The following is a 19,567-nucleotide window of genomic DNA, read 5'->3' on the forward strand; positions in this document are numbered from 1 at the left end:
ATCGAGGGGCGATGTAGAGAGTAAGCGACAGCGCGGGGAATTGGCATGGCGCCCACGAGGCGGAGCCAGGACCACCTCTCACTTCTCACTCCTTACTCCTGCCTTCAGGCGTGTTCCACCACTTCCAGCCCGAAGCCGCCCAGGCCAACCAGCTTGCGCGGCGTGCCCATCACGCGCAGCTGATGCACGCCCAGGTCGGCCAGCATCTGCGCGCCCAGGCCAAGCTGGCGCCATTCCTGCTGCTGTGCGTCTTCGGCCGACACCTGTGACGGCTGCCGCTGCAGGCGGGCAAGCAGGGCATCGGCGGTGTCTTCACCGGACAGCACCAGCAGCACGCCACGGTCCTCGTCGGCGATGCGGCGCAACGCAGCGGTGACGGTGAGCCCGAGATCGTCGCGCTGCAGATGCAGCACATCGGACAAGGTGTTGCGCACGTGCACGCGGGTGAGCACCGGCGCGCCGTCGTCCACCGTGCCGCGGACCAGGGCGAAGTGCAGTCCGCGACGGATCGCGTCGCGATAGGCGATCAGCCGGAACGGGCCAAACTCGGTCTGCACCTCTTCCTCGTGCACCCGCTCGACCGTCTTCTCGGTTTCCAGCCGGTAGCGGATCAGGTCGGCGATGGTGCCGATCTTCAGGCCATGCCGGGTGGCGAAGGCTTCCAGCTCGGGGCGACGAGCCATCGAACCATCCTCGTGCAGGATCTCGATCAGCACCGAAGACGGCTCCAGCCCGGCCAGCGCGGCCAGGTCGCAGCCCGCCTCGGTGTGGCCAGCCCGGGTCAGCACACCGCCCTGCTGCGCCGTGAGCGGAAACACATGACCGGGCTGCGAAAGGTCGTGCGGCTTCGCATCCGACTTCACCGCCACCTGAATGGTGCGTGCGCGGTCGTGCGCGGAAATGCCAGTGGTGACGCCTTCGGCCGCCTCGATCGAGACAGTGAAGTTGGTGTGGTACGGCGAGGTGTTGTCGCTGACCATCGGGCGCAGGCCGAGCTGGCGCGTGCGCTGCTCGGTCAGCGTCAGGCACAGCAGCCCGCGCGCCTCGCGCACCATGAAGTTCACGTCCTCCGGCCGCACCATCTGCGCAGCCATCACGATGTCGCCCTCGTTCTCGCGGTCCTCGTCGTCGAGGATCACGACCATGCGGCCGGCGCGGATGTCGTCGAGGATTTCGGGAATGGTGTTGAAAGGCATGGGGCGGAACCTTGGAGATTGGGATTGAGCGAGGAGCGAGGAGCGAGAAGTGAGGAACGAGAAGTGAGAAGTGAGAGAAGCCATCGGGTGTGACGCGCACTTGCTTCCTCTCACTTCTCACTCCTCTCCACTCACTCCTTGCCTTCAGGCAAAACCGTGCTGTTTGAGAAAGTCGACGTCGATGCCGGACGCCTGCCCGCCACCGATCAGCCGCTCGACGTAGCGCGCGATCACATCGACTTCGATGTTCACCGCATCGCCCGCGCGACGCGCATGGAATGCCGTGTGTTCCACCGTGTGCGGAATCAGGTTCACGCCAAAGCGCGTGCTGTTGACTTCGTTCACGGTCAGGCTGGTGCCGTCGATGCAGATCGAACCCTTGGCGGCGATGTAGCGCGCCAGCGTGGCCGGCACCTCGAAGGTCCAGCGCTGCGAACGGCCGTCCGGCGTCACCGACACCACCCTGCCCAGGCCGTCGACATGGCCGGACACCAGGTGCCCGCCCAGCCGGTCGGCCAGGCGCAGCGCCTTTTCCAGGTTCACCGGGTCGCCCGCCTTGAGCTGGCCGAGCGTGGTCAGCGACAGCGTTTCGTTGGAGACATCGGCGCTGAAACCCCGGGCCTCCAGCGTCACCGCGGTCAGGCATACACCGGAGACGGCGATGGAATCGCCCAGTTGTACGTCGGCCAGGTCGAGGTCAGCAGTGTCGACGTGCAGGCGCACATCGCCGCCGCGCGGTTCCAGCCGGGCCACGCGACCCACGGTCTGGATGATGCCAGTGAACATCAGCGCACCTCCCGGACGGGGGCGGCCGTGCTGTCTGCGAGACGGGTGATCATGAAACGTTCTCCGCGTAATGACATGCGAGAACGCCCCAAGGCATGAGGCCGACGCGCGGCATGGCCGCGCCTCGAACCGTCTTCTTTCATCCGGACTGTGAGCCGCCCCGGCAAACCGGGATGACCTGACCGTCGGCTCCGGCGTTGGACCGGATCTGCTGACCTTCCGATGGCCCGGAAGCGCTCGCGGGCTCGTGCCTTGGCACCTACCGCCGGTGGGGAATTCCACCCCGCCCTGAAGACGTCGTAATTGGTTCTGCCGGCAAGCCGGCCGACAGATTCTAGCACCACCCCTGCGCGGCGCCTGCCCGCGGTTGTCGTCGGTGGCGAAACACTGCGTTGCGCCAGACCGGGCTGCGCCGCCGCACTTACCCTTCGGCCGGCGGCAGCGGGTGCAGACGCAGCCGCCAGTCGGTCCCGACCTGGCGCTGTTCGATCACGCCCATGCGCCAGCGCCCGGCCATGGACTCCAGCGGGGGCAGTTCCAGCAGTGGCCGCGCGCGGTCGCCCAGCAGAACCGGTGCGACATAGAGCAGCAGTTCGTCCACCCAGCCACCGTCCAGCAGCGCTCCACCCAGGCGGGCACCTGCCTCCACATGCAGTTCGTTGACGGCGTAGCCGGCCAGCAGCCCGAGCACCGCCGCCAGATCCATCCGCCCCTGCCCGTCCAGCGCCACGCCCGCATGGCGCACCCCAGCGGGGGCATCCGCCGGGGCGGAACGGCCCACCGCATGGATGCGCAGGGTCGGCGCAGTGTCGTCCATCACATGGAAATGCGCCGGCACGCGCAGGTCGCGATCCAGCACCACCCGGCATGGCGGCGTGAATGCCTCGCCTTCAGGCAGGCGCACGGTAAGTCGCGGGTCATCGGCCAGCACGGTGCCACTGCCCGAGAGGATGGCCGACGCGCGCGCGCGCCAGCGCTGCACGTCCGCCCGCGCCGGCTCGCCGGTGATCCACTTCGATGCGCCGTTGGCCAGCGCGGTGCGTCCATCCAGGCTCATCGCCAGCTTCAGCCGCACGAATGGGCGACCGCGCTCGATGCGACTGAAGAAGCCGGGATTGAGCGCACGCGCCGGCTCGCGCAGCAGACCGGTTTCCACCGTGATGCCCGCGCCACGCAGCCGTGCCAGTCCGGCACCCTCGGCCTGCGAGGTATCTTCGGCCGCGATCACCACGCGGGCGATGCCGGCGGCGATCAACGCATCCGCACACGGCGGCGTGCGTCCGTGCAGGCCGCATGGTTCCAGCGTGACGTAAGCGGTGGCACCACGCGCCTGTTCGCCCGCATCGCGCAGAGCGAACACCTCGGCATGCGGGCCGCCGGCCCGCTGGTGCCAGCCCTCGCCCACCACGCGGTCACCATGGGCGATCACGCAACCGACGCGCGGATTGGGCTGGGTGGTGTAGAGCCCGCGCTCGGCCAGCGCGAGGGCACGGGCCATATGGGCGTGATCGATGGCGTCGAAAATTTTCACGCGACCTCGCCCGGCAACACGGACCACATGTCCCGCACCGGCTCCAGTTCCTGGTCCGGAAAGCGCTCGATGACGGCCTGGCGGGCACGTTCACCCAGTGCGGGATCGATCGCCTCGGCCGCCAGCTGCGCGAAGAACGCCGTGCGCGCCTCGCGCGACGGCCAACGCGCGATGGCCACCCAGCAGCCGTCGGCGTCCCTGAACAGGCTGGAACCGCCCGAGCCGGCCGCGAGGCCGAGCGCGGTGATCGCCTGCCAGTTCGCGATGAAGTCCTGCTCCAGCCCGGGATGCAAACGCCAGCGATAGATTGCTACGAACACGTCGCATGCCTCCGCGGACGCGTCATGCTCAGTCCTTCCGGCCGCGCCTGGTCGAGCTCTCACCGAGCAGCGACAACTGCAGCTTCTCCAGTTCCGGCAGGTCGCGCTCGAGCTTCTCGATTTCCTCGCGGAACGCCTGCACGTCTTCGAAGCGGCGATAGACCGAGGCGAAACGCACATAGGCAACCTGGTCGAGCTTGCCCAGCTCGCGCATCACCAACTCGCCGATGTGCCGCGACGGCACCTCGCGCTCGCCACTGCGACGCAGGTCATTGATGACCTCGCGCACCGAGTTGTCGACGTCGTGGCTGGCCACCGGCCGCTTCTGCAGCGCACGCTCGAAACTGGTGCGCAGCTTGTGCTCGTCGAAAGCTTCGCGCCGTTCGCCACTTTTCACGATCGCCGGCAGCTTCAGCTCCGCCGTTTCATAGGTGTTGAAGCGCTCGCCGCACTGCGGACATTCGCGACGGCGGCGCACGGTGGCACCGTCGTCGGTCAGACGCGAATCGATCACGCGGGTGTCTTCGTGCTGGCAGAAAGGGCAATGCATAGGGGATCAGGAGTGAGAGTCGAGAAGTGAGGAGTGAGAGGAAATCCTCAAGCCGGCCTTTCTCTCACTCCTCTTCACTCGCTTCTCGCTCAACCGTAGACCGGGAACTTCTTGCACTGCGCCTCGACCTTGGCGCGCACGGCGGCGATCACCGCCTCGTCGGCCGGTGCGTCGAGCACGTCGCAGATCCAGTTGGCCAGGTCCACGCAGTCGGCTTCCATGTAGCCACGGGTGGTGACCGCGGGAGTGCCCACGCGCAGGCCGGAGGTGACGAAGGGCTTCTGCGGATCATTCGGCACGGCGTTCTTGTTGACCGTGATGTGCGCCTTGCCCAGTGCCGCTTCCGCGTCCTTGCCGGTGACGCCCTTGCCGATCATGTCGATCAGCATCAGATGGTTCTCGGTGCCGCCGGAAACGATCTTGTAGCCGCGCTCGATGATGGTCCTGGCCATGGCCTTGGCGTTCTTCACCACCTGGTGCTGGTAGGTCTTGAACTCCGGCTCCAGCGCTTCCTTGAAGGCCACCGCCTTGGCCGCGATCACGTGCATCAGCGGACCGCCCTGGATACCGGGGAACACGATCGACTGCAGCTTCTTGGCGATCTCCTCGGCCGCCTCGCCCATGCCCTGGTTGCTGGCGACGATGATGCCGCCACGCGGGCCGCGCAGGGTCTTGTGGGTGGTGGAGGTGACCACATGGGCATGCGGCAGCGGGCTGGGGTATTCGCCCGCGGCGACCAGACCGGCGACGTGCGCCATGTCCACGAACAGGTAGGCGCCGACCTTGTCGGCGATGGCGCGGAAGCGGGCCCAGTCCATCACCTGCGAGTAGGCGCTGAAGCCAGCCACGATCATCTTCGGCTTGTGCTCCACGGCCAGGCGCTCGACCTCGTCCATGTCGACGATGCCGTTGGCGTCCACACCGTACTGCACGGCGTTGAACAGCTTGCCCGAAGCGTTGACCTTGGCGCCGTGGGTCAGGTGGCCGCCGTGGGCCAGGCTCATGCCCAGAATGGTGTCGCCCGGCTGCAGCAGGGCGAAGTACACCGCCTGGTTGGCCTGCGAGCCGGAATGCGGCTGCACGTTGGCGTAGTCGGCACCGAACAGCTGCTTCACGCGGTCGATCGCCAGCCGCTCGGCCACGTCGACGTATTCGCAGCCACCGTAGTAGCGCTTGCCCGGGTAGCCCTCGGCGTACTTGTTGGTGAGCTTGGAGCCCTGAGCCTCCATCACGCGCGGGCTGGCGTAGTTCTCCGAAGCGATCAGCTCGACGTGATCCTCCTGGCGACGGCCTTCATCGGCCATGGCCTGGGCCAGTTCGGGGTCGTAACCGGCGATCGTGCAGTCCTTCGGGAACATTCGGGGCCTCGGCAGATGGGGTTGGACAAGACCCGAAATTGTAGCGCCGGCGCCGGGTTGCAGCTACTGGCCCGGTTTCCGGCGGTGAATCGCCGAAACCATGACGTAGCTGATCACCATCAGCAGCAGCCAGGACCCCAGTTTGGCCAGCGGCACCGGATGCCAGCCCGCGCGCTGCGCCGGGTAGATCCAGGCATGGGTGTAGGTGCCCACGTTTTCGGCCAGCCAGATGAACCCGGCCACCAGCACAAAACCCAGCAGCAGTGGCATGCGCCGGTGCACACACCGGATGCGGAAGTGCACCCAGGTCGGCCCGAACAGCCAGGCCAGCACCAGGAACAGCAGCCCGCGCAGGTCCGGCAGCCAGTGGTGACTGAAGAAATTCACGTAGATCGCCACCGCCAATGCGACGCTGGACCCGAACGGCGGGTGCCGGGTGAAACGGAAGTCGAACAGCCGCCAGGCACGCGCGATATAGCTGCCCACCGAGGCATACATGAAGCCGGTGAACAGTGGCACGCCACCCATGTGCAGGTATGACGCCCCCGGGTAACTCCACGCGCCGATCCCGGTCTTGAACCATTCCATGGCCGTACCGACCACGTGGAACAGCACGATCACCCGCGCCTCTTCCAGGCTTTCCAGCCGGCTGGCCAGCAGGCCAAGCTGGATCGCCACGGCAGACACGGTCAGGAAGTCGTAGCGCGACAGCAGCGCATGGGCCGGATACCAGCGCCAGCTACCGACCAGCAGCGCTACCATCAACCCGCCAAACAGGCAGGCGGACGCCTGTTTCAGCCCGAAACAGAGAAATTCATAGACGCCGACACCGATGCGACCGCAACGGCTGGCGCAGCGGGCCAGCGTGGCATCCAGCCGAAACCACCAGCGTGCTGCACCGGCGGGGTGTGGGGTCTTCATCATGGCTCGCGCCCTCGGCGCCTGCAAAAGCCACAGCCTCGCCGCCCGCGCGGCGCCTGCCCGGGCGACGCCATGGCGGCACGCGGGCCGATCGGCGATAATCGGAGGCCTTTCCCCTTTGTTCCTCACTATGCCAGGCCGCGCCTCGACGCGGCCTGCGGACCGCCCTACGGGAGCCAGCATGCAGTACATCTACACCATGAACGGGGTGAGCAAGATCGTTCCCCCGAAGCGCCAGATCATCAAGGACATCTCGCTCAGCTTCTTCCCCGGCGCGAAGATCGGCCTGCTGGGCCTGAACGGCGCGGGCAAGTCCACGGTGCTCAGGATCATGGCCGGCGTGGATACCGACTTCCAGGGCGAAGCCCGCCCGCAGCCGGGCATCAAGGTCGGCTATCTGGCGCAGGAGCCGGAGCTGGACCCCGAGAAGACCGTACGCGAAGTGGTCGAGGAAGGCGTGTCGGTGGTGCTGGACGCGCAGAAGCGGCTGGAAGAGGTGTACGCCGCCTACGCCGAGGAAGGCGCCGACTTCGATGCGCTGGCCAAGGAACAGGAACAGCTGGAAAACCTGCTGGCCGCCAACGACGCCCACGCGCTCGAGCGTCAGCTGGAAGTGGCCGCCGATGCGCTGCGCCTGCCGCCGTGGGACGCCAAGGTGGGGCCGCTTTCCGGTGGCGAGAAGCGCCGCGTGGCGCTGTGCCGCCTCCTGCTGTCCAAGCCCGACATGCTGCTGCTGGACGAGCCGACCAACCATCTCGACGCCGAGTCGGTCGACTGGCTGGAGAAGTTCCTGCAGGACTACACCGGCACGGTGGTGGCGGTGACGCATGATCGCTACTTCCTCGACAACGCCGCCGAGTGGATCCTCGAGCTGGACCGCGGCCGCGGCATTCCCTGGAAAGGCAACTACACCGAATGGCTGGAGCAGAAGGATGCCCGCCTCAAGCAGGAAGCCCAGCAGGAGAAGTCGCGCCAGAAGGCGATCGAGAAGGAACTGGAATGGGTGCGCTCGGCCGCCAAGGGCCGCCAGTCCAAGGGCAAGGCACGCCTGAACCGCTTCGAGGAACTGAATTCGGTCGAATACCAGCGCCGTAACGAGACCAACGAGATCTTCATTCCGCCGGGCGAGCGCCTGGGCAACGAAGTGATCGAGTTCAAGGGCGTGTCCAAGTCGTTCGGCGACCGCATGCTGATCGACGACCTGTCGTTCAAGATCCCGGCCGGCGCCATCGTCGGCGTGATCGGCCCGAACGGCGCGGGCAAATCCACGTTCATGAAGATGATCATCGGCAAGGAACAGCCCGACACCGGCGAGGTGAAGCTGGGACACACCGTCAAGCTGGCCTACGTGGACCAGTCGCGCGACGCGCTGGATGCGAAGAACAACGTGTGGCAGGAAGTGTCCGGCGGCTCGGACATCCTCACCATCGGCAACTTCGAGATCCAGTCGCGCGCCTACATCGGCCGCTTCAATTTCAAGGGCACCGACCAGCAGAAGATCGTCGGCAACCTGTCCGGTGGCGAACGCGGCCGTCTGCACATGGCCAAGACCCTGCTGCAGGGCGGCAACGTGCTGCTGCTTGACGAGCCGTCCAACGACCTCGACGTGGAAACCCTGCGCGCACTGGAAGACGCGCTGCTGGAGTTCCCCGGCTGCGCGATCGTGATCTCGCATGACCGCTGGTTCCTCGACCGCATCGCCACCCACATCATCGCTTTCGAGGGCGATTCGCACGTCGAGTTCTTCCCCGGCAACTACAACGAGTACGAAGCCGACAAGAAGCGCCGCCTGGGTGACGAGGCCGCCAAGCCGCACCGGGTGAAGTACAAGAAACTGGCCTGATCGCCTGACCTCTTCCCTCCGGGGAGGAGGATGGGAGAGATACCAGGCTGGCGATCAGGCCAGCTGCCGGAGCATCCGGCAAGAACGTGCCTGCACCTGCGACGGCCGTTGGCGCAGCAGGTGCAGGCCGAATCCGATCACGGTTTGCGTGCTGTCATGGATGGCGGCGCGTCAGCCGGTGCCGCACCCCAGGCCTTGTTCGGCCGCGGCCCCATCGTCAGCACCAGCCTGGCGCCGCCGGCAATGTCGGCCTGGCTGAACCAGGGGCGGTTCCATGGCTTGCCGTTGAGGGTGGCCGACTGGATGTACTTGTTCCGCGCCGAATTGTTGCGCGCGTCGATCTCCAGAACCCGGCCATGTCCCATGCGCAGACGGACCCGGTCGAAGATCGGGCTTCCCAGAATGTAGTCGGGGCTGGACGGATCGACGGGATAGAAGCCCATCGCACTCAGCACATACCACGACGAGGTCGATCCCTGATCGTCCATGCCGGGGTAGGCATAGCCGCTGGCATCGCTGCCGTAGAGCTGGACCAGAATGCGGCGTACCAGTGCCTGCGTCTTCCACGGCTCGCCGCTCCACGCGTACAGGTAGGCCGCCTGCTGGTCGGGCTGGTTGCCCTGTACGTACTCACCGATCAGGCCGGTGCAGTCGCGACAGATGCCCTTGGCGCGGTACGGCGTCGAGAAGAAAGCGTCGAGCTTGGCATTGAACGCGGCACGCCCGCCCAGCAGGTCGATCAGACCCTGCACGTCCTGCGGCACCAGCCATAGCGTGGACCAGCCCGAAGCCTCCTTCATCATGAAGTTGTAGTACGGCTCGCCCGGATCGAAGGGCGATATCCACTTGCCGTCGGCAGTGCGTCCGCGCATGAAGCCTACCGACGGATCGAACACGTGACGGTAGTTCGCCGCACGGGCGAGAAACATCCGTGCATCGGCCGTCTTGCCAAGCCGCCGTGCCATGTCGGCCAGCGCGTGGTCGTCCCAGGCGTATTCCAGCGTGGTGGCGACACCGGCCTTGCCGCCGGCATACGGCGGACTGGGATTGCCCGGCGGAACGATGTCGGAGATCCAGCCGTTCTTCATGTATTCGGCCAGGTAGGGGCGCGGCCCGTCGGGATCGGTCGCGTTCCTGCGCAGCCACGGATAGACCGAGGCGTAGTCGAACCGGATGCCTCGCCGCCAGGCACCGTCGTACATCAGCACGGCATGGTCGCCATGAAACGAGGTGTCCATGTAACCGCGCTCACGCGCCCGGTCCAGCTCGGACCGCATGATGTCCTGCACCACCTTAGGTTCCAGCAGCATCAGCAGCACGATCTGATTGCGCCCGGTGTCCCAGAACGGCACCGGTCCGTAGTGGTCGTAGCTGGCAACGTGCGTCTGGCCGTGGGCATCGGTGAACGACTGGCCTTTGCGCGCGACCAGTCGCGGGCTGGCAAAGGAATGGTAGAGCGTTGAGTAGAACAGCATGCGCTGCTTCGGCGTGCCGCCGCTGACCTGGACACGGCCAAGCAGTTGCGCCCATGCCTTGCGCGCCCGGGCATGTACACGTGCGAAGTCGCCGTGCGGGTCCTCCTCGCGCAACCGCTGTTCTGCTTCTGCCAGGCTGTGGCCATGGGCGATGCGAACCAGCACCTGCTCGCCTGCATGCGTATCGAACGTGACGTAAGCACCCGCATAGCTGCCGGACACGCTGCGCCGGCCGGCCTTCACGTCCTTGTCGCCGAGATTCCAGCCGTCCCGCTGCGGTAGCGCGTGGAAGGTACCGAAGCGAGCAAAAGGACGCGAGAATTCAGCGACGAACCAGGGACCGTCGATCGAGTTCGCGGCATCCTTGCCTGCCGCCATGCCGCGGATGGTGTGGTTGTCGACCACCTCCACCTGGCCGCCGCGGCGACGCAGGTTGATCACGACATGCGAACGCCGGCTCGCCGGGAAGGTGAACCGCATCAGGCTGGTCCACTGCGTCGCGGTCAGCTCGACCCGGGTACGGAAGGTGTTCAGATAGACCGAGTAATAGCCGGGCGAGGCTTTCTCTCGCGACTTGTCGTAATACGACTGCGCGTAGTCCGGAGGCACGGTCCAGTCGCCCACCACCGGCATGATCATCGGCTGGGCGTTGCCGCCATAGGTCGAGCCACCGCCCCCGGTAAAGCCGATCATCGTCGGACTGCTGTAGTAGTAGGGCGTGGCGACCCCCGTGGGGTAGCTCAGATCGATGTTGACGTTGACCGGTGCCGCCTCGACCGCGCTGTGCGGCAGGATCGCGCCCGGCGAGGTCATGCCCGAGTAGAGCGGCTCGCCCGGTGGCGGCGCGTTGCCGATCAGCGACTGCCGATCCAGCGGCGCGGTGCCGACCAGCGGATTGGCCTCGTCCACGGCCTGTGTCGCAACTGATGCCGCCTGGTCGCCCCTGGCATGGACAACGGCCATGCCGGCCAGCATGGTGACGAGAAGTGCGATCGCCGTGAATCCCTGTCGCACCGAGACCGGCAAGGCGCAGCAGCAAAGACGTACAGCAGATCTAACCATGATGCTTTCCGGAAAGATGAGGGCGCACCCTCGATGTGCGGACGCGAACCCGACGCGTGGCAGCAGCGACTAGCGTGCCGGGACAAGGTTGCCGGGACGGGGAGATCGCCCTCCCCGTCCCGCGGTCCATGCTCAGTCGCCGGAGCCGAACTTGTAGGTCAGCCCCAGGTAGTACTGACGACCCGCATACTCCAACTGGCTGAGTCGTGCGGTGGTGTCTCCACCCAGGTACGAGCGTGGCATCGAGCGGGTCAGGTTGATGATCGACGCGGTCACCATCAGGTGCTTGTTGAACTTGTAGTCACCGTTCAGATCCAGCTCGTGATAGGGCCGCGTGTACACCGGAAGACCCGATGCCAGCCCCTGCATGGTGCGGCCGGTCCAGTTGTTGGTCACGCGCAGCAGCAGACCGTGCTTCTCATAGAACAACGACACGTTCGCCGCATATTTGGCACTGCCGATCAGCTCCGACTTGCCGACCTGCGTGTCGCCCAGCGACACGGCGGTCTCGTTGGTCTTGTTCAAGGTGTAGTTGGCGATATAGCCGAAACCCATGTCGTAGGTGTGCTGCGTGTAGAGCTCCAGCCCCTTCGACGTACCCGAACGACCGTTGGCATTGGTGCTGTACTGCATGAACTGCTGCTGCGTGCCGCCGACATCCACGTTGATGTTGTTGACGGTGACAGGCACCACGAAGTTCTTCACCTTCTTCTGGAACAGGTCCAGGCCGACCACCGATTCGGGTGCGTAGTACCACTCGCCCGCCAGATCGAACTGGGTGGCGGTGAACGGCTTCAGGTTGATATTGGCGCCACTGCCATACCAGCCCGGCAGCGAGGCACCGAACTGCTTGCGGTCGTTGTAGTACGCCTGCGTAACGTCGGTCAGGCTGCCAAGCTGGGCCAGGTCGGTGTAGTTGGCACGCGCCATCGCCTGCGACCCCGCCAGCCGCAACACGACGTTATCGGCCAGGGTCCATGCGATGTTGAAGCTGGGCAGCAGCTTGTTGTACCGCTTGCTGGTCGACGCATTGGTGAAGGTCTGGACGACCGACTGCTCGCGCGGCAGATACTCGAAGTCACCCGGCGCGCACGCGCCGCCACCGGCATTCACGCCACTGGCGGGACAGATCAGGATATTGCCCGCCGCGTCGTGGTAGTACACGGCGTTCAGGGTCGTGATCTCGTCGGCCACGGTGATGTTCTGCTGCGTGCTGACAAAGCGCAGGCCTACGTTGCCACGCAGCGTGCCGGTATCGAAATTCGCCTGGATGTAGGCGGCGGAAATCTTCTCCTGGATGGCGGACCGGTTTGCGGGGTGGTTATAGAGCACCCGGGTGTAGGTCGAGTTGAGATAGTTGTAGTAAGCCGGGAAATTGATCGCCGGGAACAGATTGTCGTTGTAGGCCAGCGTGTTGCCATTGAGTGAAGTCGGCAGCAGGAACCCGGCCGGCAGCTGGCCGGCATTGGGGTCACAGGTCTGGAATTGCTGCGTGGTGCCCTTGCAGTACCAGCGCAACTCGTTGCTCTGCTGCTCGGCATGGCTGTCGCGGTACTTCACGCCGAACTGCAGCGACTGCAGCCAGTCACTGTTGAAGGCCCATGTGAAGTCGGCCTGCGCGAAGTTCTGCGAGTTGCTGGTATTGACCATGCCCGAACCGGTCGAACCGAGATCCACCTGCCCTTCCCCGGCCAGCATGTTCTGCAGCACCTGGGGCGAAACCGTGATGGTCGGCCGGCCGTTGAGTGTCCAGGCCGCACCGGTGCTGCCGTCCACCCACTGGCCATTGACGAAGTTGCGCGGCTTGGCGGCCATGCCCAGTTCGATCGACGGTCCGCCGGTCGCCCAGGTCCGCCCAACATTGAAGGTGGCGCTGAGATCACCGCCGCCATCCCATTCGCCTTCCAGGTTGATGGTCTGCGATGTGGCCTTTTCGACGGAATAGTTGCCGTTGAGCCAAGGGATTTCGGTGGAACAGACATCCACCGCCTGCCGCGTCGCGCCAGTCACCGGGTTGGTCAGCGAGTTGCAGCCCGTACCTGCCGGCGGAAGGACATAGTTCGCGCCGGTGACGACCGTGTTCGAGGGGTCGAAGGTCAAGCCGTTGGGCGCCAGCAATCGGCCCTGCTGGTCGGCGTAACTGCCGGTGGGCAGCCCCCACTCAGGCACCTCGAGCGTGTTGGTGATCTGGGTCTGCTGCCGTTCGAAGCGGAAGTAGTTGCCGGTCAGCAGCAACTGATCGGTGGGCTTGAACTGCATGGTTGCCTGCAGGCCCTTGGTCTTCAGGTCAAGCTGATTCCGGCTGGTGGAGAACTGTTGCGGCATCCAGTAGCCCGAATAGCTTCTGCCGGACTGGTCGGTGACGCCGCCACCCGGCCACAGCGCGATGTTGGAGGTCACGGCGCTGCTGTAAGGCTGTCCGTTCACGTTGACCGGCGGCTCGGTACAGGTCGACTGGCTGGTGCAGTTGTTCGCCCACCAGTGCCAGCTCGTCGCATTGGCCGTGTAGTCGATGTCGCGGCGCTTCTGGTAAGACCCCGCCAGCAGAACGCCGAACGTCTGGTCCTTGTTCTTCCAGGACCACAACGCCGAAACCTGCGGCGTGATCTTGCCGCTATTGTCCGAGCCCGCCGCGTTGACCGACACGAAGCCGTCGTTGGCTTTCATCTCCAGCGGGCGACGCGTGCGCAGATCCACATTGCCGCCGATGCCGCCCTCGTCCAGCCGCGCCTGCAGGCTCTTGTAAAGCTTGATGTCCGAAAACATGTTGGCCGGCAACATCGAATAGTTGAACGAGCGCGTAAGCCCTGCGGAGGTATCGGCCGACGCGACGTAGTTGCCGTTCAGCTCGGTCAGCGTGAGTTCGGGGGCAAGGCCGCGGATACTGACCGTCTTGCCTTCGCCGGCCTCGCGGGTGATGACGACGCCCGGCACATGCGCCAGCGCATCGGCAATGTTCTTGGCCGGAAACTGCGCGATGTTCTGCGCATTGATGACCTCGACGATGGAGTTGGAATAGCGCTTGTCCTGCAGATTCTGGTCGATCGACTGACGATAGCCAGTCACCATGATCGCCTGCAGGTTGGTGGGGTGATTTCGGTCCGTCTTCTTGCCCGCCTTTTTCTTCGTTTTGCCGGTATCGGCACTGGCGGACTGCGCGGTCGCCGCAGCCGTAGCCGCAAGGGCATGAGTCGCTGGCAATCCGGTGGCAGAGGCCGCTTCGGGCATGCCCAGGACACCACCGACGGACAGCGTCGCCAGAACCAGTGCGACGTACAACGGCTTGTGCTTGGAAGCGTGTGGCAGGTAAGTCATTTCTCGCTCTCCACCTTGTGTGCGTCCTGACGGAACCGGCCCCGTGATCCCCTTCGAACACGTACAGCCGAGCGCGCGACGCTTGATGTATGGGACTTCTTCACGCCCTGAATTTAGATCGATCTAAATTTAGGGCGTACATAACCCGGTGTTTCCGGCTATTTCCGATACCCCGAAACCAGCGCTGTCGTACTGCTTGGCAGAGCGCATCCATCACGCTCCCCCCGCGTGTTTCAGATCGATCCGGCCGAACAACTTGATCGGGCTGACACGGCCAAGAAAGCCAGTCGTTGCCCATGTGGATTTGGATCGATCTAAACCCCTGACGCAAATTAATACGTCTGTGCGGGGATATGTCACGCTGCAGCGCAAAAAAGCCCGCGGGTGACGTATCGTCATGGCAGCAGCACACCACGACCCCGAGTCGACCGCCCGCAACAAAGCACGTGAGAAGGCTGCTTGGTTAGACTAGGCAGTCCTTCCCGCCCGAGATCCATGCCATGCGCTTCAACGAGACCTTGCAACGACGCTGGAGCGAGAATGACACCCTGGTCTGCGTTGGACTGGACCCGGAGCCGGCGAAGTTTCCGGCCCATCTGCGTAATCATCCCGATGCCGTTTTCGAGTTCTGCCGCGCCATCGTCGACGCGACCGCGGGGATGGCCTGCGCCTTCAAGCCGCAGATCGCGCACTTCGCCGCGCTGCGCGCCGAGGAAACCCTGGAACGGCTGATCGCACACATCCACGAGCACCACCCCAACGTACCGGTCATTCTGGATGCCAAGCGCGGCGACATTGGCTCCACCGCACAGCATTACGCCAGCGAGGCCTTCGAGCGTTACCGTGCCGACGCGGTGACGCTCAACCCCTACCTCGGCCACGATTCGATCCAGCCGTTCCTGGAACGTGCCGACAAGGGCGTGATCCTGCTCTGTCGCACGTCGAACCCGGGCGGTGCCGACTTCCAGGCCCTCGATTGCGGCGGCATGCCGCTGTACCTGCGCGTGGCCGAAACCATTGCGCGCGACTGGAACGGTCACGGCAACTGTGCCCTGGTGACCGGGGCCACCTGGCCGGAAGAGCTGGGCAAGGTGCGCGCCATCGTCGGCGACATGCCGCTGCTGGTGCCGGGCATTGGCGCCCAAGGCGGCGACGTTGCCGCGGTGCTCCGCCACGGCCTGACGGCCGCTGGCAGCGGCCTCATGATCAGTTCGTCGCGCGCGATTCTGTATGCCGGCAAGGACGAGGATTTCGCCGCTGCCGCAGGCCGCGCCGCGCACGAACTGCGCGACACGATCAACCGGCTGCGCCGCGCCTGAGCAGCGCCACCAAGCTGCAGTTGCGTTTGACGCCAGACGAACAAGGGCCGCGGATCACTCCGCGGCCCTTGTGTATTTCATAGCCGATCGGACTTATTGCACGATCGGATGTGCGATGTCGCACTGGTTGGTGTCGTTCGACCAGGTGCTCTGCATCGCGTAGCTTCCGTTGCCCATCGACACATTGGCCGACGCGCCCGTGCCGGAGCTGATCCAGGCACATTCGTCGCCGTCCTCGGCACCGTAGTTGCCGCTCTTGCGGCTCATGTTGGTCCAGCCGCCCGACGGGTTCTGGTCGGTGATCGTTTCGGCATATTCATGGCCTTCGACGATCGAGAAGCCATCGTCGAGACCCGCAGCGCCGGCATTGACGAAGTTCTGACCGCAGCTGGCACCGGCGTCGGTGACGTACGGCATGTTGGTATAGGCCACGTCGCCGTAGCTCGACGAGGTGTAGTAGTGCCAGGCGCAGAAGTTACCCTGGGCGGTATTGAAGCCATCCGGCGTCGTCCCGGTGGGCGACAGGATCACGTACTGCACGTAGCGGTTGGACGCCGCGGTGGTATTGCCGAAGTGCAATGCTGCATTCACGGCTTCCTGCGCCAGCTGCGCCTGCGTGGCCGATGCCGGCGAAGGCGCCGAATTGTCGTACCACACACCCGCCAGCACACCATTGGAGGGATAGCCCACATGCGGCGCGCCCGAAGGGCAGGACGTGGCGCCCTTAGACACCAGCGAACCGTCGCAGTACTGGGTCATGGTGCCCGACCACAGCTCGCCGCCGGTACCCAGACCTTCCAGCATGGACTGCAGGTAGGGAGCCGCGTTCGAGGGGTCATTCGAGAACACCAGGTTGCCACTGGAGTTGGTCGCCGAGCTGCCCCACTGGCTGCCGTAGAACACGACGTAGACACGGGGCGTACCGCTGGTCACACCGATGCCGTCCACGCCGCCGCCGAAGGCCAGCGTCTTCGCCGAGCTACCACCGCCGGTGGGTTTGGCTCCATGCGCTGCCCAGGCACGGGCAAGTGCCTGCGCCTCGCGGGTCGGCACGGCACCGTGACGATAGGGATGGCCATATGCGGGTGCATAAGGATTGGTTTCGGAAATGTTCTGCGAACCGGCCATCGCACCTGCGGACATGCCGAGCACAGCAGAAGCGGCCAGCAGTTGGAGCCAGCGGTTACTGAACGTGGTCATGCAAAATCTCCCCAAGATAATGAGTCGTAAGCGACTCGGTGATGTGAATGCGCATCACACGGCACACACCCCCCGTGTGCACGCCAGACCGCTGCGGAAAAAATCGCAACGGCATCGCCCACCCCCTGAAATGGGCCAGTCGACGTTAGCGGGGATAAGGGAGCGCTGCAACGTCATTTTTCATGGGCATATACGCCCGAAATCACATTTCACGAATAATCAGACACTTCCCCAACAATCAAATGAAGAAATCGACCCGGCTGCAACTGCCGGCATGCATATCAAGACGGGATTCAGTATTTTCGCGCAACGAAATGCGTCATTTCCCCGCAAGGTTTCTCTTATTTATCCGTCTTATTAACTAACGGGTCAGGCCAGTATCGCAGCAGCATTGCGCCGCTGGCTGCACGAGCCGCATTCGGGCCAATTGATTAGGCGCCATCATCCGCACGCACAAGTACCCATGATGTCCGGGCTGAGGCACAGCAAGACAGATTTCAGTCAGACCCAGTATGGGCGTGCGATGCTCACACGGTCAGCGTGCGTGGATCCAGTAAACATGGAGCTTGTTGATGCGATCGTCCTCGCGCCTGCCTTCACGCGCTTCAACGATGGTGCCCCACGTCGAACGCATCACCCCGGCCTGCACCCGGTCGATACGCACCTGCTCGCCCGCCGGGATGATGCTGGGCGTGGCGACGACCATCACGCCTTCCTGCGAATGAACCAGGCTTCCGGACTTGCCGGCGCTGGCACCCCAGCCGACGTGGATGACACAGTCGACCGGCGAGAACACACCACGGTTGTCCAGACTCCAGCCAGCGGTCTTGCTCAACAATGTCTGCAACTGCGGGTCGTTCCAGTTCACATTCGTGCCGGTGGGGTTCGGCGACTTGCTGAAATGGGTCATGGGGACATGCACCTGTCACTGCGTGTCGGGTTCGCCCTGCTTGTACGATGCCTTCCAACAGCAAACGACAAGGCACACCACCCGCTCCGCGTCATCAAATGATGGCGGGCATCGAACAAGCCATGTTTCGGCGGCATGAGGCATGTGACCATGCCAACTTATCGGCCGGGCACACAGGAACTTGAGACACGGGTCACAAAACGCGCGATTCTCTCACCCGCCGGAACCGGCACCGCATCGGCAACCGATGTCGGTGCCGATCATCGGCGGCGCCAGCCTGGACCCGTTCCGCGACGACCTCAGTCGTCGCCCAGATCCTGTCCGGGAAACAGCACGTCGGTGAAGCCGAACTTGCTGAAGTCGGTGATACGCGAGGGATAGAGCCGACCGATCAGGTGATCGCACTCGTGCTGCACCACGCGCGCATGGAAGCCATCGGCCGTGCGATCGATCGGCATCCCCTTGGGGTCGATGCCCTGATAGCGGATCAGCGTGTAGCGGTTCACCGCACCACGCAGGCCGGGCACCGACAGGCAACCCTCCCAGCCCTCCTCCATGTCCTGTGAGAGCGGCATGATCATCGGGTTCAACAGGATGGTGCGTGGTACCGCAGGCGCATCGGGATAACGCTCGGCATGCTCGAAGCCGAAGATCACCAACTGCAGGTCGATGCCGATCTGCGGCGCCGCCAGGCCCACGCCACCGGCATTGTGCATGGTGTCGAACATGTCGGCGATCAGCGCGTCCAGTTCCGCGCTGCCGATCATCGCGTCGGGTACCGGCGGGGCTACGCGCAACAGCCGCGGGTCGCCCATCTTGAGGATTTCGCGGATCATCGGAACCTCGTCACTCGCCTGTCAGGCCGTCGACTCTAGCCCGAATCATGTCTGCGCGATGTACTGACGGGTGAATACCCCGGCAAGGCGGCCTCAACGGCCGCCAAACACCTTCTTCAGCAGGTCGGTGGTGCGGGCTGCCGGGTTGTCGCGGATCGACTTCTCCTGCTCGCCGATGACGGTGAACAGGCCTGCGATGGTCTTGTCGGTGACATAACGGTCCAGGTCCAGCGGATTGGCTCCGCCGTTGTTCGCGTGGCCGCCGCGCAATGATTCCAGCGAGCCCAGCGCACCGTCCAGGGCACTTCCGCTGCCCGTGGTCAGCGCCTTGTACTTCTCGGTCACGCCGACGCGGCTGGTGGCTTTTGCCACGATCGGCTCGATACGCGCCACCAGCGCCGGGCCGGCCACGCGGCGGAAGTAATCGGTAGCGGCATGATCACCGCCCTGCAGGATGCCGCGTGCATCCTTGAGGGTCATCTTGCGGATCGCATTGCCGAAGATGTCCGCCACCTGCGGCACAGCCTTCTCGGCGGCGCGATTGAGGCTGAGTTCGAACGCATCCACCTGCGCGCCCATGCCGAACTTGCGAGCAAGCCCGGCAACCTGCTCCAGTTTGCCCGGCAACGGAATGCGTACTTTCGGGTTGTCCCAGAAACCATTGTTGCGACCCAGGCTCTTGATCGCATGCGTGGTGCCCTTGGCCAGCGCCTCCTTCAGGCCGGCCGTGATGTCGCCGATAGGCAGGTTTGCGCCCGCCTGTCCGGACGCCGGCACATGCACCGCCTGCTTCGCCTTGTCGAGCCATGCCTTGAACTGGATGCCGCCAGCCGCAGCCGGCAGGGCCACGGCACACAACAGCACGGCGGGCCAGAGTGAACGACGGTGCAGACGCATGAGACGGACTCCTTTCGGTCGGATGTCCGGCCAGTGTAAAGCCCCTGC

Annotated in this window: 16 protein-coding genes and 1 riboswitch; of the genes, 3 read left to right on the top strand and 13 right to left on the bottom strand. The window is 64.7% G+C overall.

Annotated features, from left to right (window positions below):
* Positions 1–104 precede the first annotated feature (104 nt).
* The 7 genes from ribBA to RA164_RS12470 all read right to left on the bottom strand — a co-directional run bounded on the left by ribBA (position 105) and on the right by RA164_RS12470 (position 6,665).
* A complete protein-coding gene (gene ribBA / locus RA164_RS12440; RefSeq protein WP_329741167.1) occupies positions 105–1,196 on the bottom strand; it encodes a bifunctional 3,4-dihydroxy-2-butanone-4-phosphate synthase/GTP cyclohydrolase II in 1,092 nt (363 codons plus the stop codon).
* Between the two features lie 144 nt (positions 1,197–1,340).
* Entirely contained in the window at positions 1,341–1,982 is a 642-nt protein-coding gene (locus tag RA164_RS12445; RefSeq protein ID WP_329741168.1) for a riboflavin synthase, read from the bottom strand.
* A gap of 127 nt (positions 1,983–2,109) precedes the next feature.
* Positions 2,110–2,282, bottom strand: a riboswitch (FMN riboswitch).
* 121 nt (positions 2,283–2,403) lie between these two features.
* Positions 2,404–3,480 (bottom strand): bifunctional diaminohydroxyphosphoribosylaminopyrimidine deaminase/5-amino-6-(5-phosphoribosylamino)uracil reductase RibD, encoded by a 1,077-nt coding sequence (gene ribD / locus RA164_RS12450; protein WP_329743544.1) that lies wholly within the window; start codon positions 3,478–3,480, stop codon positions 2,404–2,406.
* Between the two features lie 29 nt (positions 3,481–3,509).
* Positions 3,510–3,833 (bottom strand): antibiotic biosynthesis monooxygenase family protein, encoded by a 324-nt coding sequence (locus tag RA164_RS12455; RefSeq protein WP_329741169.1) that lies wholly within the window; start codon positions 3,831–3,833, stop codon positions 3,510–3,512.
* Positions 3,834–3,861: 28 nt separating this feature from the next.
* Positions 3,862–4,383: a transcriptional regulator NrdR gene (nrdR, locus tag RA164_RS12460; RefSeq protein ID WP_329741170.1), complete on the bottom strand. Its 522-nt coding sequence runs from the start codon at positions 4,381–4,383 to the stop codon at positions 3,862–3,864.
* 89 nt (positions 4,384–4,472) lie between these two features.
* Positions 4,473–5,741 carry a serine hydroxymethyltransferase gene (glyA, locus tag RA164_RS12465; protein WP_329741171.1) on the bottom strand — a complete coding sequence of 423 codons (1,269 nt, stop codon included), beginning with the start codon at positions 5,739–5,741 and terminating at the stop codon, positions 4,473–4,475.
* A 63-nt stretch (positions 5,742–5,804) separates the two neighbouring features.
* Positions 5,805–6,665, bottom strand: coding sequence for a DUF817 domain-containing protein (locus tag RA164_RS12470; RefSeq protein WP_329741172.1), 861 nt, complete (start codon positions 6,663–6,665; stop codon positions 5,805–5,807).
* A gap of 178 nt (positions 6,666–6,843) precedes the next feature.
* Here RA164_RS12470 and ettA point away from each other — a divergent pair, with 178 nt between their 5' ends.
* Entirely contained in the window at positions 6,844–8,505 is a 1,662-nt protein-coding gene (ettA, locus tag RA164_RS12475) for an energy-dependent translational throttle protein EttA (protein WP_329741173.1), read from the top strand.
* A 137-nt stretch (positions 8,506–8,642) separates the two neighbouring features.
* On the opposite strand, the gene RA164_RS12480 is transcribed toward ettA, so the two are convergent.
* Positions 8,643–11,042, bottom strand: coding sequence for a GH92 family glycosyl hydrolase (locus RA164_RS12480; protein ID WP_329741174.1), 2,400 nt, complete (start codon positions 11,040–11,042; stop codon positions 8,643–8,645).
* A gap of 132 nt (positions 11,043–11,174) precedes the next feature.
* Positions 11,175–14,357 carry a TonB-dependent receptor gene (locus RA164_RS12485; RefSeq protein WP_329741175.1) on the bottom strand — a complete coding sequence of 1,061 codons (3,183 nt, stop codon included), beginning with the start codon at positions 14,355–14,357 and terminating at the stop codon, positions 11,175–11,177.
* 500 nt (positions 14,358–14,857) lie between these two features.
* Here RA164_RS12485 and pyrF point away from each other — a divergent pair, with 500 nt between their 5' ends.
* Entirely contained in the window at positions 14,858–15,676 is an 819-nt protein-coding gene (gene pyrF / locus RA164_RS12490) for an orotidine-5'-phosphate decarboxylase (RefSeq protein ID WP_329741176.1), read from the top strand.
* 93 nt (positions 15,677–15,769) lie between these two features.
* Here pyrF and RA164_RS12495 read toward each other — a convergent pair whose 3' ends face one another.
* Positions 15,770–16,876 (bottom strand): hypothetical protein, encoded by a 1,107-nt coding sequence (locus RA164_RS12495; protein WP_329741177.1) that lies wholly within the window; start codon positions 16,874–16,876, stop codon positions 15,770–15,772.
* Here RA164_RS12495 and RA164_RS12500 point away from each other — a divergent pair.
* The gene (locus RA164_RS12500) at positions 16,875–17,237 is read left to right on the top strand and encodes a hypothetical protein (RefSeq protein WP_329741178.1); all 363 of its coding nucleotides are present in this window, start codon (positions 16,875–16,877) and stop codon (positions 17,235–17,237) included. The genes RA164_RS12495 and RA164_RS12500 overlap by 2 nt on opposite strands.
* 174 nt (positions 17,238–17,411) lie before the next feature.
* Here RA164_RS12500 and RA164_RS12505 read toward each other — a convergent pair whose 3' ends face one another.
* The 3 genes from RA164_RS12505 to RA164_RS12515 all read right to left on the bottom strand — a co-directional run bounded on the left by RA164_RS12505 (position 17,412) and on the right by RA164_RS12515 (position 19,519).
* On the bottom strand, positions 17,412–17,786 hold the full coding sequence (locus RA164_RS12505) for a hypothetical protein (protein ID WP_329741179.1): 375 nt from the start codon (positions 17,784–17,786) through the stop codon (positions 17,412–17,414).
* Between the two features lie 299 nt (positions 17,787–18,085).
* The gene (def, locus tag RA164_RS12510; RefSeq protein WP_329741180.1) at positions 18,086–18,622 is read right to left on the bottom strand and encodes a peptide deformylase; all 537 of its coding nucleotides are present in this window, start codon (positions 18,620–18,622) and stop codon (positions 18,086–18,088) included.
* Between the two features lie 93 nt (positions 18,623–18,715).
* Positions 18,716–19,519, bottom strand: a complete 804-nt coding sequence (locus RA164_RS12515) for a DUF4197 domain-containing protein (protein WP_329741181.1) — start codon at positions 19,517–19,519, stop codon at positions 18,716–18,718.
* Positions 19,520–19,567: the final 48 nt, after the last annotated feature.

This window comes from Dyella sp. A6 (assembly GCF_036320485.1).
GTDB lineage: Bacteria > Pseudomonadota > Gammaproteobacteria > Xanthomonadales > Rhodanobacteraceae > Rhodanobacter_A > Rhodanobacter_A aluminiiresistens.